This window comes from Mesorhizobium sp. B2-3-12 (genome assembly GCF_006442205.1).
GTDB lineage: Bacteria > Pseudomonadota > Alphaproteobacteria > Rhizobiales > Rhizobiaceae > Mesorhizobium.
Map to the genome: position 1 here is coordinate 81,011 of NZ_VFVR01000012.1, position 16,517 is coordinate 97,527.

Consider the following 16,517-nt stretch of genomic DNA (forward strand, 5'->3'; position numbering starts at 1 on the left):
CTGTTCCTGGCCCGCTGATTATGCTTGAGCGCTCCTGAGGCGGCACCGGATATGGACTTGCCGGGGAATTTGCCGCCATTGAGCGCTACTGCGAACCTGGCATTTTGGCATATCCATTGGGATCTTTGTGGACGCCCGGCGACTGTGAGGTTTCCGCTGGCGCATTCCCACCCTGGTTTTGCTCAGGAGCGCGCTTGAACGGCGCTGTCCGCCATGAGCCCCCTGACAGGGGTGTAAGCACAAAAATTGCCAGCAGGCATAGTAAAATAGCCCCGGCCAAGACCACTCCCCATTTGAGGACCCGGCCTGTGCCCTTCTGTTCCTCTCGGCGCGATAGATTCTCTGTCATCGGGTTCGCTTTCTGAATCGAGGCAATTCAGACCCAAACTTGATGGCGGCAACGATGTTCCCATCTGAGCCCCCCACAAGGAGACTTCTATGTCAACTTGCTTGGCTGATCGACAACCACACTCTGATTGCACGCGCGCGCCAAGCGCTCGCCTAACTGAGATCCTGGCGCAACTTGCGCGCCGGGACCCGCCAATCAGGCGGGTTCTTTGTTGACCAGCGTCTCAAGCAAGGATGCCAACGACTGGATGCGCTCCTCCTGGCGCTTGACCACTTCAAGAGTAATATCGCGCCACTCTGGATGCTCGATGGTTCGCTCTCGGATACCTTCGCCCCCTAAGCTGTTGAGATAGTCGAGTTGCTCTTGTTCTTTGACCACGAATTGCGCCGGAAGCAAGTGCCGCCCGTCCCTTGAGCGACCACCAAATTCTAATCGACCGGCTTAGTGGACGCTGCATTGTGTATCGCGCCGATGACGGTGCTGGTCATAGTGCTGGTGCTCGGCGGAGAGAATGGCGCGTGAGGAGACCATTTATTCGTATCCAGCAAACGCCTCACATTGGCAATGTCGACTTTTGAGCCGCCAGGCATGGCAGCAATGTAAGCAGCGACTGCGCTAATCTTCGCGTCCAGTCCTTGGAGGAATTTCGCTATCGTCTCTAATCGCTTTTCTTGCGGCGTCATCAACATCTCCTGTTTTGGCAACATGTCGCGTGGGGCAAGGTTTCCTGCAATCCCGCAACCAACCGGGGGGCCATCCGTTGACCTACGCTGGTTGATCCCAGCATTCCTGTCTTACCGCCGCTCTCCCCAAAGAGTGGCGGGCTTTTTTGCTCTCGGCGGGAACCGATTATATCGCCACAAGTTCATTACCAGCGCCCTTGATGCCCTTCCCCCGGTAAAGAGGCGCCGGAAAGTTGCACGAACAGCTTTCAAACAAAGCCCGCCACCGTTCCCTCAGTGGCGGGCTTTTTCGGTTTGCGGTGGGAACAGCCGGCACAAATAGAAGTTCGGGCGAACGCAGCGCCCTCCCGATGTCCCTTCGCGCTGCTGGCCACGCGGGCAGCTTGGCCGGCCCGCGCCTTCTCTCTCCCAGGGGTGCGGGCCTCTGCTGTCGACGAGACTATCCGCGGCAGGTATGATACATGGTCGGCAGACGGGGGCACAAGTTGCCGATCTTGGGCCGCTGCGTGTACGTTTCACGCAGCTAAAGTCACGAGCTTTCGGAGCGAACGGTCTCCACTGAGAGCGACCCGGCCGGAAGCGGCCGCAAAAGTTCGGCCTCCGGCTTCGACAGATTGATCCAGGCAGACCAATTCTCAGGCTGAAGGACTACGACCTGTCGATTGTGATATGGCGCGACATCCGGCCCGGGATCGGTCGTGAGCATGGTGAAAGTCGGCGGCTTGTTGCCGACAGCTTCACGCCAAAGCCCCGCGATCGCCAAGAACGGAGAGCCGTTGAGCGTGAAGCGATGTTTCGCCTTCGGATATTTCGTACCTGTGAATTCGAAGAAAGCGGATGCAGGTACAAGACAGCGCTTGCTGTTGCCGAACTGCCGGCCTTCGGAACGGAAATTGAACACAGGCCCTCCCTTTGGTCCGGTGGGCGGAAATCCGAACGTCATCGAAGCAAGCTCGATGGCGTCCCCGGCGCTGCGCATTATGGGCGCCGGATCATTGATACGAACGTCGTCTGCCTGAGGCAGATCAAGTTCGGTCTGGTGGCTTGGAATGTCGAGCGCGAGCGAGGCCATCATCCGGCAATATTCAGCCCACGCGATATGCTGTTCGTAGTCGTTGCACATGGACTGCTCCGGACTTGGCCGATCTCTTCACGCTAGAGCATGCACGGCGGGATGGAAAGCGGGCCGCACACACCCCTGCCCGTCCGGTTGAGCCAGAAATAGCTTTCTTGCACGCAGACCGGGATCGCAGTGAGCCGTCGGGCGTTGAGAGTCGCTGCCTAGCCTACGGAAAGTTCAATGACTCGCATCGCAACCTTCAACGTTAACGGCGTCAACGGCCGCCTGCCCGTGCTGCTCAAATGGCTGGGTGAAACCCAGTACGACATCGTCTGCCTTCAAGAGCTCAAGACGTCTGACGAGAAGTTCCCCGCCGACGCGATCAGGGGCGCCGGTTACGGCGCAATCTGGCACGGCCAGAAATCGTACAACGGGGTCGCTATCCTCGCTCGGGGGGCAGAACCAATAGAACGTCGGCGCGGGCTTCCCGGCGATCCAGACGACACGCACAGCCGCTACATCGAGGCCGAGGTGAATGGGCTCGTTGTGGGTTGCCTCTATCTTCCTAACGGCAACCCGGCGCCAGGTCCGAAATTCGACTACAAGCTCCGGTGGTTCGATCGCCTCGTAAGCTATGGCAATTTGTTGCTTGGAGACGGCGCCATGAGCATCCTCTGCGGCGACTATAACGTCGTTCCGACCGAAATCGACGCCGTCGCGCCCGAACGATGGCTGGGGGACGCGGTGTACTTTCCGGAGAGCCGGCAAGCCTACGCCGAAATGCTCGCGAATGGTTGGGTCGATGCAGTTCGCCGCGTACACGCCGAGAAGGGCATTTACACCTACTGGAACTTCTCATACCGGGGCGGCTACGATCGAAGCTCCGGCCTCCGAATGGACCATCTGCTTGTGAGCCCTTCCCTTTCGGACAAACTCCGCAATGCGGGCGTGGACGTCGAATTGCGCGGGTGGGAGAAGCCAAGCGACCATGCGCCAGCTTGGATTGAACTCGATTGACCGCCATTAAGGAACCCCGCAGCGGCAGCGACGGTATCGCGAAAAGCCGCTTCCTCATTGGCCCCCAAGTTGTATCCGTGGTTAGCGAGATCCCACTCGAAAAATCCTCCGCACCTAGCCGTCGACAAGCAACCATTGCATTCCATCCGACATGTACCCCTCGACGCTGTGAACGCAGGTCTGAGAGCCGGCCTCCTGCCCCCCCGGCAAGAAATGCCTGTTGGGCGTCACAGCCGTGATCGCGACTGTGCCTTGAACCCATGCATCTGGATGCGCTTTTGACGCACCATTCCTGCTGTGGCGCGCCGGCCCTCCAGCCAAGAGATCACTTCAGCTCTGACGACCAAGGAAAATTCACATACTCGTCGCGGCTGTCATAACAGATATTTCCGTACATCTTCAGGTAGTCACTACGGCGTTCTGGATCGGCGTAAACCGAAGCAGGATCCAGCAAATCGGCATCGTACTGATCGAGGTTGGCGCTTGTCAGTGCAATAGGCAGTATATCCATTGCCTGGGGGATGCTTTTGCCGTCGAGCCAATCGGCCGCAAACTGTCCCATGGCATACCCGAAGACCGGTGATGATAAGGCGATGCTCGCCTTGTAGGGGCTATCGGCTTTTCTGATTTCCGAAACAGCCTCTGGCTCACCATCAATTCCGCCGAGAAATTGATCGGGCCTGTCTTTGCCGACGGCGCGCAATGCTTCTAGCGCTCCCAGCACGACGGCATCGCCGCCCAGCACCACGTCGACATCGGGATTCGCAACGAGGATCGTTTGCATCGTCGCAAACCCTCCTTCCTTATTGACCGGCTTTGGTGCGATGTCGGCCACGATCGTAACGCCAGGAAGTGCATTCAGGCCATCGCGCATCGCTGTGAAGCGTGGGGCCAGGAACTCCATAGTGTCCTGGGTCAGCAGAACCACCTTGGCCTTCCCGCCGAGTTTGGTCTTGATATGCTCGATCGCCGCGTCCGCTAGCACCTTGCCTGTGCGATATTGCGGAGCATTGAGCAGCAACGTCGCGGGTGGAGGCACGATCGTACCGACAAACGCTCCCGACCAGATCGCCTGCTGAAGCGAGGGGCCGAAAGCCACCGGATCCGAAGACGTGCCCACGATGGCGCCAACCTTCGCCGCGACGAGTGACTGGACTTGGGCTATGGCCTTGCCGACGTCATTTTCAGCCAGAACTCGTCGATACTGCAAGCCGCGATTTACCGCCGCCAAGGACAAGCCGTGATCGACCCCCTGCAAAAAGTCTCGGTCGTTTTCCTGTACATACGCCAAAGCCTTCTTCAGGCCGACCGGGGCACTGCATGAAGGTGCATTCGGATCAAAGACCGGAAATACCACCGGCCTGGTGATGCCGAGGGCACCTTCCTGGGCCCGCGCGCAAGCAAGCCCGGCCACAAGGGAGATGAGCAGCTGAGCTATCGCTTGACCGAGCGGGCGGGCAGTCTTCCTCGTCAGACCAAACACCGTTTCTCCTCTCGTCAGCGCGCATCCGCTTGACGCTAACTACCGTGTCGCCAAGCTGTCTACAAAACCGCGGTAGCACGCCGTGGTTTTGTCGAAAACACCAAATGAGCCGCCGTCCCCGGCTGGAGATTGCGATACTCGATCTTGCCGCCAAGGCTGACGCTCATGGCATTGATGATCCTGCTGCCTACCCCTGTTCCTCTGGCGGGCACGCCCTCGGCCTTCCCGATACCGGCGTCCTCGACCACCAGCTCCGCTTGCTCGCCCGGCAATTGGGTGAGGCGTACGCGAATGTCTCCCGCTCCATCGGGGTAGGCGTACTTGAATGCGTTTGTAACGAGTTCAGTGACCACCACCCCAAGGTTGATGCAGGCGTCTGTCTCGAGCTTGATCGGATCTACCTCATAGGAGAGCCTTACACCATGTACCTGGCTTCGAAGCGATGTTCGCAGGTGGTCGAGCAGCCCAGCCGCGTATTCGTCAAGGGCAACGGAGCGAACATCGGAAGAACTGTAGAGCCTCCTGTGCACCAGCGAGATCGCGAAGATGCGGTCCTGAGTTTCGGCCAGTGCATCTTTCGACGCATTGTCCCCGACCGCTTTTGACTGAAGGTTCACAAGCGATGAGACCAGTGCCAGACTGTTGGCAACCCTGTGGTTGACTTCCGACAACAGCACCTCCGCCCGGTCGCGCGCCTTTGCGAGGTCTTCAGTTCGGATCGTGACACGTTGTTCCAGGTCGCTGTTGAGAGCATTGACCTCGTCGCGTGTCTTGCGAAGTTCTCTGGTGTAGCGAGCGGCTCCATAAGCTGCCCCGGCAACGACGGCGACGATGACAAGCCCCCCGATTGCAGAAACAAGCCGCAGCCATCCGGTGTTGGCACGCTGCTCGGCGACACCGGAGGTCAGTCGGTCATCCGCTCGCCCGATAATCCCCGAGAAGAACACATTGGCTTCGTCCGTCAGCGCCTTGCCTCGGTTCGTTCGAAACGATGCCTCGATCTCTGCATCGCGCTGGTCGCGCTTGAGTGCTATCGTCTGATCGAATTCCCCGAACTTCGCCGCAACGATCGCCGTGAGCCGTTGCAGTGTCGATTGGGAATCGGGATAGGAAGTCAGCAAGCTCTGCAGCGCAAGCAGGTGGCGCTGCGCTTGGGCTTTGGCGGTCTGATACGGCCCCAAATAGATCTCATTGCCGGTGATCACGAAGCCGCGTTCGGACGCCTCCGCCGTCTGCAACGCATTTCTCAATTCGACCGCCGCGACCCGGGTGTCACGTGCCGCGATTGCGTTGTCGAAGTAGGATTGCGCTCTCTGGCCAAGCCAGAAGTTTGTGGCCACGATAGCCATAAGCGCAATGAACCCTATCAGCAGGGATGCGGAAGTGAATCGCACAACGTTACGGCGGGGAATTGACATCAGCACATTCCTGCCCGATTTCGCCTCTGTGCGCTATCGTGTAGTGACGGCTGAGGCGCTCGGAAAGCGATACCCTCCCGGGCGACCTGTTTTCATCGACCGGAAAGCTGCGGTCACAGGACGTCAGGTCGGGCCAGGGGCGCAAACCAAGTTGCTGAGATTTGAAGCGATTTGCGCCATCTGGTCACAGCGGAGCAAGGATCTCGCCGCCAGTAAGGGTTGGCGCGTCCGCACCGCGTGTTCATATCCATTGCTGCAAAGCCAAGTTCGAGTCTCCCCTTAGGCGGCTTATAACCAGTCCTGGCGACTGCAAAAACGTGTCTTTGTGGGACCGCACCCGGATCGGCATTGAGTGGACCCCCTTGGCAACATCCTAGGATTTGGAGCACACTGGATCGGGCAAGACGCCCAATGGGAGCGAAGCACATGCCTAAAGTTTCGGAGCTTTTCTTCAAAACAGCGATAGTGTTTCTTATTCTGGGCATCCTGGCGGGCCTGCAGATGGCGATCTCGGGCGATCATGGTGCGTTCCCCGCACACGCACACATCAATCTGCTGGGGTGGGTCACAAGCGCAATCTTCGGCGGGTACTACGCCCTCAACCCCGTCAAGGCGGCGCGCCGGATCGCCATGATCCATTACGGCCTGTACACGCTGGGGATCGTCATTATGCTGCCGGCCTTGTACCTGATGTTGCAGGGCGGGAGGACAGAATTCGAACCAATCGTCGCCGGCGGCTCCCTTATCGTCGCTGCCGCTGTCCTGGTTTTTGCTGTCGTGGTGTTCTCGGCACAGACGGTACGCTCGGCCTCTGGGCTGTCGCCGGCCCCGCGGTGAACGGGCAAGGTGGAGCTTCCGCCCGACTTTAGCAGGCCGGACGCAAGTGGCCGATCGGGGACTATCAGAGGTGGGAATTGCAGATGCCATCAAGGAACTGGGCCGTGAACTCATGCCGAGCCGCGGCCCACCTTCCCAGGGGACTATCCATAAGGATTAATTGTGTCGTTGCCGGTAGCCGGCGAAGGTAAGCATGCCAGTGATGGTCCCCGGCCCGACTGCCAAATAAGCCCCAAATGATCTCCGGCAGTCGGGCCACAGCCCATCCCAACGGAGCTCATACAATGTCGCTACATCGCTTCAGTCATCCAGTTCACGTGTTCGTGGGGCTGGGCTTTCCCCATCCGGTGACCTCCGTTCAAGAAGCCGTTGAGGTCCTCGATGAGTGGGCCGGCATACGCAGCCCCATCTATGAGGCGGCAGCCGCCCTTTGCCGGTCCGCGCTTGCCGACAAACGAGACATCGAGGCGGCGTGCGCTACCTTTGAGGCGTACGCTCGAGCCCACGGAATTCAAGCACCGGATCCAATTGAAGTTGCGGTCGCAGGCGCGGCGGATGCTTGGATGACAGCTTACGACGGGCGTTCTGAATCTTTCGCTGACGATGATCGGATCGAGGCGAAGGGCAATCCCGGCAAGCCTGAGTTTTAGCTGAAAACGACGCATTTTCGCTCCGCTTGATCGGTCGCTGATCTGGAACTGAATGAAGGCGAAATATCCGCTCTCCCCGCGGGTGGACGAATTTGTGTCCGCTCCCTGCCCTTGCGGAGGTTTGACGATCACGATCTTGCACCACACCTGGTGCTGGCGCCGGGACCCAGGCAGAGCTGATCGCGCGGCCTGACAAGCGGCGGTCGGCCTGCGCCTACGCCGTCGGCAGGCATTGCGAAAGCGTAAGAAAGCGCGAATTTCAGGCAGTTGCTCCATCTCCGGTGACGCACCATCAGCCAATAAGGTTAGGGCCAGACTTCCTCTTTTAGAGGAGCGCTTACCCCAGTGGTTTCGTTGACAATAGGCTGCCACCCGATACGCTTTTGACAATCAACTGAAACTTGCGACGGTTTTTTGCCAATACTGTGCATTGGATGAAAGCCGCCGAGGGTTCGACTTCAGGTGAACGGTTGTTGGATATCGAGAAACAGCAAGCTCCAAGGTGGGCGGCGGAAAGATTTGCATCGGGTCGTGCAGAGCCGCCCGTGGCTGCAGCCGTTGGCCGTCCAGTTCTTGAAAACTCGCTATCGATATTGAACCGGACTGGCGCTTGGCACATCGCCAAGGATCTTTGCCGAGAATTCGTTCCCGAACACGCGCGGGTTCGCTATTGGCGGCTCGGTGCGATCGCTCCCGAAGGCTTGGCCCGCAAGATCGCGGCGCGGCTGATGATGCTGGAAATCAACTGGCTCAAGGACAGCCGATGCTGCTTGATCGGCAGCAAGGCCGCTGACCCCAACACGCGTGTCTTTCTCGATCCGCTCTTTGTGCTGAGATCGGAGTTGGCTGAAAAAGATATCGTGCTCTGCCATGACGTCGGCCCTTTGAGCCATAGTTTTCTCTACGACGCTGTAACCGTCGAGAATTACCGTGTCGCCTATGAAAAAATTCGCAGGTGCAGACCCGGGATCGTTTTCGTCAGCGATTGGTCGAAGGATAATTTCGTGTCGATCTTCGGGCTGCAGTTCCGCTTCCTGACAACAATTCCGCTATACGTGCGAACGGGTCTATTTACTGGACCCCTGGAAGCCCTTCCTGGGATCGACAGCCCCTTCTTCCTGACGGTCGGCGCCTTTGAAACACGCAAAAACCAGAACGCCGCGCTTGAGGCATATCGGGATGGCGGGTTTTATGAGCAAGGTATCAAATACGTGCTTTGCGGTCCGCGAGGCGACGGTCGCGACAAGATCATTGCTCTTGCGAACTCCATCCCCGGGGTTGTGATGCCGGGGTATGTGCCCGACAGCCAGTTGCGCTGGCTATACGCACACGCTGAAGCATTCGTCCTGCCGAGCCTTTTGGAAGGCTTCGGCATGCCGGCCTTGGAAGCCGCCCATATGGGCCTGCTGCCCATCGTCTCCGAAGACAGCGCCTTGGTGGAAGCCGTGGAGGGCGTGTGCGCACAAGTGGCGCCGAAAGACACAGTCGCGATCAGACAGGCGATGCGATGCGCGTTTTTACGGAGTCCTGCCGAAAAAGCGCAAGCCAGCCGGGAGCTGCGCGACGTTGCTGGCCGCGCGTCTAAACAACGCTTCCTGCAGGGCTGGAGAAGCCTTCTGCTGGGATGACAAAGCGTACCCGGGGACATCGCGCGCGTGGGCTATCTTGCCTATTGGGGGGCCAAAAACAGTGGGCGGCGCGAGATCAAAGAATGGCAAATTGCCCGCCGCCGCGACACGCCCCGCTTTCAGCCCGTCTCCGCGCCAAAAGGCCGATCAGCATCGATAGCGGGCATGGGCTGTGCCGCCGGATAGCTGTTGCGACTTTCAAAATCCGCCGCCGCGCGTAAGGCGCTGACCCTGGTGGCGCAGACGACGGCGATAGCAATGAAGAACACCGCGCCGGGGTCGGCGCTGCTACCAGACACGGAGTTAGCGATTATGCCCGCGAAAGCGGCGTTCCTGATGCTCATTACAACTGCAGCCGTTTCAGGCGCCACCCATTGCTGGACCCCGCCCAATCCCCTGGTCAGCACCCCCAGCAGCATTGCCAGCATCAGAGAGCCAAACAAGCCAAGCTGGGACAGCACCGCGATTGGCCAGCTCGATGCCCTGGAGCTGCCGAAGCCGACGCCAAGGCCACTGGTGTCGACGAAGGACTGGAGGCTTTTGAGGTTCCAATAAGCGCGCTCATGACCCGAAGCGGAATCGGCTTTGTTGATGATGGTGCTGTTGATGAGCCTGACGAAGGGATCCAGCGCTTCGGCCCGGTAGAGGCTGACGCCCATAACAACGGCCACGCCCAGCACCATCAGCACCGTGATCAATATCTCCTCCCGTTCGACTCTTCCCCGCAGAACTGATGCCAGCATTGAGAGGGCGACCGGAATACACAGCAAACTTAGCCCAACATAGGCGGTCGAGGACGTCGAAAGGATCGTCAGAAAAATCAGGATTGCCGAGAGCCATTGGGCGAGGCGCGACCCGGTCATTCTCCAATATGTATAGGAAAAAGCCAGGCAGGCCAGTGAGGCGCCGGCGAACGAAGAAGCCTCCGAAAAAGGTCCCGTGATGCGTGCGAAACCGGCCTCGTACGCGTCGCTGATGATCGCGTAGTTGGCGGTTCTGAGCGGGGCGAGTACGTCGCCCACGCCGGCATTCTTGCTGACGAAATCAATCAGCCCCATACCGGCGTGCAGGGCGCACCACAAGAAGAAGCCACGGCGTAGCTGGCCTATCCTGTCGGCGTGCAGCAACAGGGTGCAAAGCGCAATGGTCGTGAGTCCACCAAGAATGAAATAGCCCGTCTGAGAGATGTTGCCTGAAACCGGAGCCAGCGACGCTTCCACGACGGTGCCGCGGATTTTCGACTGGACGAAAACCGCCGTTTGGCCGGCAAAGAACCTTGGAAACAGCCACGCTCCAATGATTGCGTATACCATGAGGCTCGCAAGGATCCAGACCGGGCGGATGCTCCCAAACACGCTTCCCAAGTCAAGCCATATACGCCGTCTGGCAGCGACGGCAGCGACGAGCAAAGCCTCGAACACGGTGAAAATGAGCGGAGATGACCCTCCCAAAGCAGTCAGGGTCATGACCGCCGTAGCGCCGAATGCCAGGGAAGCGATCAATCCGACGATCAGCACTCCCCGGGAATAGTATGCAATGATCAGAATAGCCGCGCACACCAGCAGACCCGGTAAAGAAACCTGCATTGCTGATCGAGCCTCACTCTCGGTTGGGCATGCTGACGCTGACGAATAACGCTATGTCATGAGGCATCTTTCGACAGGCACATGGTTTGGGCAAGAGAGCCAAACGACGTAGTCCCGTGTCAAATGTCCTGGCGCCGAGCCAGCGGCAGATCCCGCGCGCCGTTATAGTGCCAGCAAGCCTGGAAAAGGGGTTGGTGGCAAAACGCCGGGCACGAGTTATTTTTGCTTGCGCAAAAGACGCTAGCGCCGCGTGGGCCAACAGCTCCGGCAAATTTCGAGACGCCGCCGGTGCGGATTGCGGCCTACTCCTTCCTGCAAACGGCTAATTGGCAACCGCACACTAAAGAACGCCTCGACGGCGGCGAATGTCACACTTATACACAGGTCTGCGAGCACGGTTCTGCTTACAATCGACATAGGTCGTGTTAATTGGAGACTATCGGGAGCTCTTGGCAACGGGGTGGGTTCTCTAGAGGTCCATGTTTAGGAGGATAAGCGGTATGACCGCCCAGGTTATTGTCCATGGCGCATTTGGCCCCAAGCAGATGATGCAATTGAGAGAAATTTACGAACGAGCGCGCGCTGTGAGCGCCCACTATCCTGAATCCCACCTTGCCAACAAGGCCGCCAAGAAGTTGATCGATGCCTTCGAAACCGTGACCGGCGGCGATGAAAAGGGTGGGCCGTGGCTGAGTGACACGGATCCCCAGGGAAACGCCTGAGGTCCACGCGTCAATCCCCGCCCATTACCGGCATGTCTGCTGGCAGCATTTCTATCAAGCTGTCCTGGCGCGCTGCTCCCACGGAGCGATAGAGAAGCACCGGGGCGGGCGAACGGCTCCTATCCTGTCTCGCTCCATCCGCGGTCACAACGCGTAGCCCGGGCAGACGCTGGCAGTCGTCCGGGGCAATGCATTTCGAAGCCTTTTGAAGTAAGACGCCACAGTGCACCTGTCTGCCCAGCTTCCACCCATCGGACGAGCATTACGGCTCAGCCAATCTCGAACTGCTTGCAGGCAGCGTTTCAAGAACTGTTGCCCGCGCAACCGGCGACATTCGCTCGGCGTGATAAAAAATTATCCAAAAATTAACTCAGATTAGCACCTACTTGTAAAGCATAAACTATCCAATGCTAGGTGGCGTTTGGGAGACGAGGAGCGCTGTAAGCTGGAGAAGTCCAGCTAGGCCTCGCGGGATGGGTAGAAAACTTCAAGAAAATCCGGGAATTCGAGGGGGTTTTGTCGGCCGCCAGAAGGTCGTCGTGTCAGTCAAGGGTTGGGGTACTAGCATGATTTCTGTAAACGGACAGCATAAACTCGGCTCGGCAAGTCAACCAGAGGCTCCGTCGAGCAGTATTGTAAGGGGAGGTGAACAAGCACATGGGGAATGCCTCCTTATTCTGGACGGAAGGGCCTTGGACCGCGAATGTCTTGCATCGGCCCTTGAGGATCACGACCTAGGAATGGCCGTTGCCGCCATGGGCGTGATCGAAGAATGGCGCATAAGGAAGGGCGCTTATCCTCCTCTGGGTGCCATCCTATTCAATCTTGGCGGACGTAAGTTTACCGACCGTGGAATTGCAGATGAGATCAGATCCATCTCTTCTGAGTTCAGCTCCGTCCCAGTAATAATTTTATCTGATACGGAAGATCTCGGACAAATACTATCGGCGCTTGAATGCGGGGCACGTGGATATATCCCGACTTCCGTCGGTATTGATGTCTGTGTCGAAGCCGTCAACCTTGCGGCGGCGGGTGGCATCTTTGTGCCGGCCAGCAGCGTGCTTTCCATGCGGCATCTGATCGATTCAGGCAGCCGCGACACGCGTCCGTTGACGGCTATGTTCACGCACCGGCAAGCTGAAGTGGCTCAGGCGCTTCGGCGAGGTAAGGCGAACAAGATCATAGCCTACGAACTGAACCTGCGCGAAAGCACCGTGAAGGTGCACATCCGAAACATCATGAAAAAACTGAAGGCAACCAACAGGACAGAGGTCGCCTATAAAGTGAACGATCTTTTCGGCGAAGGCGCTCTCGCGCAAGAATGAAGGCGGTTTCAGGCGGCCCGTCGTGGACTAGCCCCGGCGGGCCGTATTTTTGTTGAGCTTGCTGCGCCATTGTCATTCGCAGCCGCTGCCTATGGCGTCCCGTTCGCGCCCAAGCGCGATAGCGGTCTCCCTTCATCTCAACAGTGTGAAGCGCCAAACTTCGGTGATCGTAAAACTTTGGGGCGGACACGCCGGCTTTGCGTGCAAATCGCGTGATCTCTCCAATCCCTTCAGGAGCGCTGCGCAGTCCTTCCAACAGTCGCGAAGCGCGTGCCGTGGCCGTCGCAGCAAGAACGGCCTTCATCTCGGCAACTCCGACGTGGGCGCGGTCCCTGTCACGACAAGGGACTGGCAAATCCGCGCCCGGCCAGCTGGTGATGCCTCTGCCTGATGATCTCGTTCTTCAGGGTCCCTGGCAGGAGCAGGTCGGTGCGGCTTGGCATGGTCGATCGCGTCGATCGGCTGGTCGCATATGCTCGACGCGAAACAGCCATGCTTGTGCGGATCCGGCAACCGTGAAATGCGATGGACCTGCCGGCGGGGGCCTCACCTCTTTGGCGAGAGGCGGATCAAGGACTTGCCCTGCCACCTTCATAACCGGCGTCTTTGCCCTGCTTAGTCGGGCGCGGGTACATCCGAGGCTTCGCGCATGGCAGCATGTCGGGATTTGAATTCGCTCGAGCTGACGATGCCAAAGGCAATGGCATCGCGTGTCATTGATCCTCCGCGCAACTGGCGGGTATAGGTCTCCATCCCGTAGTTGTCCGCGGGGCGTTCCAACAACAGCAGGTAAAGAAAGGCGACATAGGCGCGGTCGGTAAGTCCGATCGTGGCGTACCTAGCCTCGAATTCTTCGGAGCGGATCATTTCCATGATCACGGTGGTGAGCTTGGCGTCACCGCTCTCAAGCCTCGCCGACCAGCGATCCAACCCCGCAGCGTCGCCGTTATGGCCGAGGACGAGGCAATAAGCAAAATTTACCTGACGCATATAGGTGAACCCGTCGGCAAACTTGGCGCCCGCATCGCACCCCCGGCGTGGTTTGGGCAGGGGCTGCGGGCCACGGGTGATGTCGCGAACAGCCATGTACGCAGGTTTGGGTTCACCTGCTATCCATTTGCCGTTGTTTGCGGCAAGTCTGACCAGTCCCATATTGGCTTCGAAGCTCGGAGCCCAGTAGGTCTCATCCAGCAGCTCGTAGATATGCGCTGCTTCGACTTTGTACTTGTCTTGGAGTTCCCGAAGCCGTGTCATTGTCTGCTTGACGCCGTCAGCCTGCTGGCGCTCGCTGCGTTGACTTCCGTAGGGGTTGTTGAATTCGGTGACCCAGATTGGTTTTCCGTAGGAGGAAATCTCGCGGAAAGCCCATTCAGGATCTTCCCCGTACATGTGCCAGACGGAGAGGTCCCAGGCGATCCCGTCCTGCTTCATCCGCGCAAAGGCACCAGTATGGCCCCACCCAGCCGTTCCCATCGCCTTTTTTATGCTCGGGTCGACTGCCGTCATGCCGTCGGACAGACCTTTCAGGACAGCACTCACCTTAACCCAGCGCGGACCATAGTAGTCGAGGACTCCCGTTCCGCCCGCAGGACCCCACCCGCATGGATATTGCGATCCGTCGTCGCGTTTCTCGCAGGGCTTTATGATGGCATATATCTCCATCTCGTTGCCGAGTTCCCAAACGCGGATATCGTTCTTGAACCTGGCGCCCAGGGTGGACGCCAATTCGCGGGCCTGGCTATAAAGCTCTTCCGGCTTGTTCTGATCCAGGTCTAGTCCCGGGGTGATCACGGGCAGTATTTCGATCCCCCTTTCTTTACCGGCCTTTACCACCCGAGCAAGAGTATCTCCTTCCGCTGCCGCTGTGATATTGACCCGATATGATTTGACTCCGAGGTCCCTGACGAAATCGAGTTGCCTTTCGATTGGAACATCCGGGTAGGAAACCACCGGATGGCCGTTCACGCCCCAGATCATATCGGCGCATGCGGGCGCGGAGCCTGTCAGCAACAAAGCAGCCGCGGCTGCGAAACGAAACGACATGGCCATCATGCCCTCCTGTATGACAGTTGTTATCGCGATTGTCGGAACTGCGGGCTGCTGAAGCAATTTGCCTATACGGGGATGGGAAGCTTCGCACTACCTCCTTTGGAGGCCATGACCTAGCCATCAGGGGGCATGACTGTTTGACTGCCGCCATTCCGATAGAGCACCCGAATGAGCGTTGGTGGGTGCTGGGGATCGATCGAAATTGTTATGAGCTCGCGCGGCAACCTTGGAGGAGCTGCACTTGAGGTAGGTTAGCCCTAGACTTCCCCGAAATCCGCGTCGACCTGGATCATAAGTTCGAGATACTTCCATGCGATCCAACGCCAGGAGTAGCTGCTCGCCCTGGTGTGGCCCTTGCCAACCATTCGCTTGCGCAAATCCGGGTCGACCGCTAGCTGGCGAACCTTATCGGCCCATGACTGAACGTCGTCCGGGTCCGCATAGAGCGCGGAATCTCCACAGATTTCAGGCAGACAGGGCGAAGTCGAGGCTATAACCGGGCAACCCGACGCCATTGCCTCGATAGCGGGCAGCCCAAAGCCTTCTATCCTTGATGGAAACAGGAAGCAGAGCGCGCCTTCGAGCGCCTTTTTGAAGTCGTGATCGCTTACGCGCCCAAGAAGGACGATGTTCGATGGCATTTCGGGGACGTGACGCAACACCGTGGTCTCGTCGACGTCACCAGGCATCCAGAGGTCGAGACCCATCCCATCTAGAACCGATGCGAGCTTAGCGAGAAGCCCCATATTCTTGTATTCCTGATCCCCCCGGCCCAGGCAAACGACATATGGCCTGCCGCGATTGACGGTCAGGGAGGATCTTGCTGCATCCCATTTCGTGGCATGATCGCTGCCGTTGTAGGTGACGACGATGTTTTCCTCGCGTGCGATCCCGAACCCGACCAAATGGCCGCGGGAGAGCTTCGAAACGGTCGTGATCCTTGCAGCCCGCCTGCCTAGCATTGGAAGGATCAGGCGGTGTGCCCAACGGAACCCTCTCGGGTAGCTCGACGGCATCAATCTCGTGTGCATGTCGTGGATGCATGCGATCTGGCGCCTCAGCACGACGGGTGCGAGGTTGCAAAAGCTGAGCAGGCCTCCCGGCACATGCCAGGGCAGCTGCGCCTGCACCCAGAACTGGGGAAGTCGGGGCCTGTTGAACTCAGGGACGACCCGCATCGAGATGGCTTTGAGGCGAAGAGGTTCGGCAGGCGGGCGCGGCACCACCAGATCGATCTCAAGGTCGCGACCCAACGGATGCCCTTCGGAAATAAGGGCATCGAGAGCCAATGTCACCTCGTGGGCGTAACGCGCTATTCCATTGCGTCGAAGCGTCGTGAAATCGCCGTTTATCGTCCACCGCCGCTTGGGGGGGGCGAAGTCCGCCGCTATCCGGCCGGGATGGCCAATGAGGTATTGCGAGCCGTCGGGAAGCGACCCTGCCACGGCCGCGGCGGGGCTGTGCCGACGCGAATTCCCGGACTGCACCGCCGGCGCCGCATTGAACTCAGATTTGCCCATGGCCTCCCCCACATTGCCGGATCAATAGCCAGACTAACACTCTCGCAACTACAGCGGCCCTCAAACGTTTGAGGTAGATTCAACGCTCGCCCTCGCCTGGCTGGATGACCCTCAGCGCGTCCGGATGACCCAACGGCCGTAGTGACCGCACGCGCTGGCGGTTTAAAACTAGGGATAGCGAGAGGGTGGC

Annotated in this window: 14 protein-coding genes; 6 read left to right on the forward strand and 8 right to left on the reverse strand. The window is 58.8% G+C overall.

Annotation, left to right across the window (positions count from 1 at the left end; genetic code table 11):
- Positions 1 to 544 precede the first annotated feature (544 nt).
- From FJ948_RS26470 to FJ948_RS26480, 3 genes are all read right to left on the reverse strand, one after another.
- Positions 545 to 727 (reverse strand): hypothetical protein, encoded by a 183-nt coding sequence (locus FJ948_RS26470; RefSeq protein ID WP_140709667.1) that lies wholly within the window; start codon positions 725 to 727, stop codon positions 545 to 547.
- Positions 728 to 777: 50 nt separating this feature from the next.
- The gene (locus FJ948_RS26475; protein WP_140709668.1) at positions 778 to 1,032 is read right to left on the reverse strand and encodes a hypothetical protein; all 255 of its coding nucleotides are present in this window, start codon (positions 1,030 to 1,032) and stop codon (positions 778 to 780) included.
- Positions 1,033 to 1,561: 529 nt separating this feature from the next.
- Positions 1,562 to 2,155, reverse strand: coding sequence for an SOS response-associated peptidase (locus tag FJ948_RS26480; RefSeq protein WP_140709670.1), 594 nt, complete (start codon positions 2,153 to 2,155; stop codon positions 1,562 to 1,564).
- Positions 2,156 to 2,332: 177 nt separating this feature from the next.
- Between FJ948_RS26480 and xth the strand changes: the two genes are divergently transcribed.
- Complete coding sequence (gene xth / locus FJ948_RS26485) at positions 2,333 to 3,109, forward strand: exodeoxyribonuclease III (protein WP_140709672.1); 777 nt, start codon at positions 2,333 to 2,335, stop codon at positions 3,107 to 3,109.
- 325 nt (positions 3,110 to 3,434) lie between these two features.
- On the opposite strand, the gene FJ948_RS26490 is transcribed toward xth, so the two are convergent.
- Complete coding sequence (locus tag FJ948_RS26490; RefSeq protein ID WP_246677632.1) at positions 3,435 to 4,592, reverse strand: sugar ABC transporter substrate-binding protein; 1,158 nt, start codon at positions 4,590 to 4,592, stop codon at positions 3,435 to 3,437.
- Positions 4,593 to 4,651: 59 nt separating this feature from the next.
- On the reverse strand, positions 4,652 to 6,010 hold the full coding sequence (locus FJ948_RS26495; RefSeq protein ID WP_246677633.1) for a CHASE3 domain-containing protein: 1,359 nt from the start codon (positions 6,008 to 6,010) through the stop codon (positions 4,652 to 4,654).
- Between the two features lie 426 nt (positions 6,011 to 6,436).
- Here FJ948_RS26495 and FJ948_RS26500 point away from each other — a divergent pair, with 426 nt between their 5' ends.
- From FJ948_RS26500 to FJ948_RS26510, 3 genes are all read left to right on the forward strand, one after another.
- Entirely contained in the window at positions 6,437 to 6,847 is a 411-nt protein-coding gene (locus FJ948_RS26500; RefSeq protein ID WP_140709674.1) for a cbb3-type cytochrome c oxidase subunit I, read from the forward strand.
- Between the two features lie 284 nt (positions 6,848 to 7,131).
- Positions 7,132 to 7,497, forward strand: a complete 366-nt coding sequence (locus FJ948_RS26505; RefSeq protein ID WP_181173843.1) for a DUF982 domain-containing protein — start codon at positions 7,132 to 7,134, stop codon at positions 7,495 to 7,497.
- Between the two features lie 473 nt (positions 7,498 to 7,970).
- Positions 7,971 to 9,125 carry a glycosyltransferase gene (locus FJ948_RS26510; protein ID WP_246677634.1) on the forward strand — a complete coding sequence of 385 codons (1,155 nt, stop codon included), beginning with the start codon at positions 7,971 to 7,973 and terminating at the stop codon, positions 9,123 to 9,125.
- Between the two features lie 119 nt (positions 9,126 to 9,244).
- Here the strand turns inward: FJ948_RS26510 and FJ948_RS26515 are convergent, their stop codons facing one another.
- Positions 9,245 to 10,711: a hypothetical protein gene (locus FJ948_RS26515; protein WP_140709680.1), complete on the reverse strand. Its 1,467-nt coding sequence runs from the start codon at positions 10,709 to 10,711 to the stop codon at positions 9,245 to 9,247.
- A 500-nt stretch (positions 10,712 to 11,211) separates the two neighbouring features.
- Between FJ948_RS26515 and FJ948_RS26520 the strand changes: the two genes are divergently transcribed.
- Entirely contained in the window at positions 11,212 to 11,433 is a 222-nt protein-coding gene (locus tag FJ948_RS26520; RefSeq protein ID WP_140709682.1) for a hypothetical protein, read from the forward strand.
- Positions 11,434 to 11,999: 566 nt separating this feature from the next.
- Positions 12,000 to 12,758 carry a response regulator transcription factor gene (locus FJ948_RS26525; RefSeq protein ID WP_181173844.1) on the forward strand — a complete coding sequence of 253 codons (759 nt, stop codon included), beginning with the start codon at positions 12,000 to 12,002 and terminating at the stop codon, positions 12,756 to 12,758.
- Between the two features lie 615 nt (positions 12,759 to 13,373).
- Here FJ948_RS26525 and FJ948_RS26530 read toward each other — a convergent pair.
- Both FJ948_RS26530 and FJ948_RS26535 read right to left on the reverse strand, forming a co-directional pair.
- Entirely contained in the window at positions 13,374 to 14,810 is a 1,437-nt protein-coding gene (locus tag FJ948_RS26530) for a DUF4214 domain-containing protein (protein ID WP_246677635.1), read from the reverse strand.
- Between the two features lie 254 nt (positions 14,811 to 15,064).
- Positions 15,065 to 16,327, reverse strand: coding sequence for a glycosyltransferase family 1 protein (locus FJ948_RS26535; protein ID WP_140709686.1), 1,263 nt, complete (start codon positions 16,325 to 16,327; stop codon positions 15,065 to 15,067).
- Between the last annotated feature and the right edge of the window lie 190 nt (positions 16,328 to 16,517).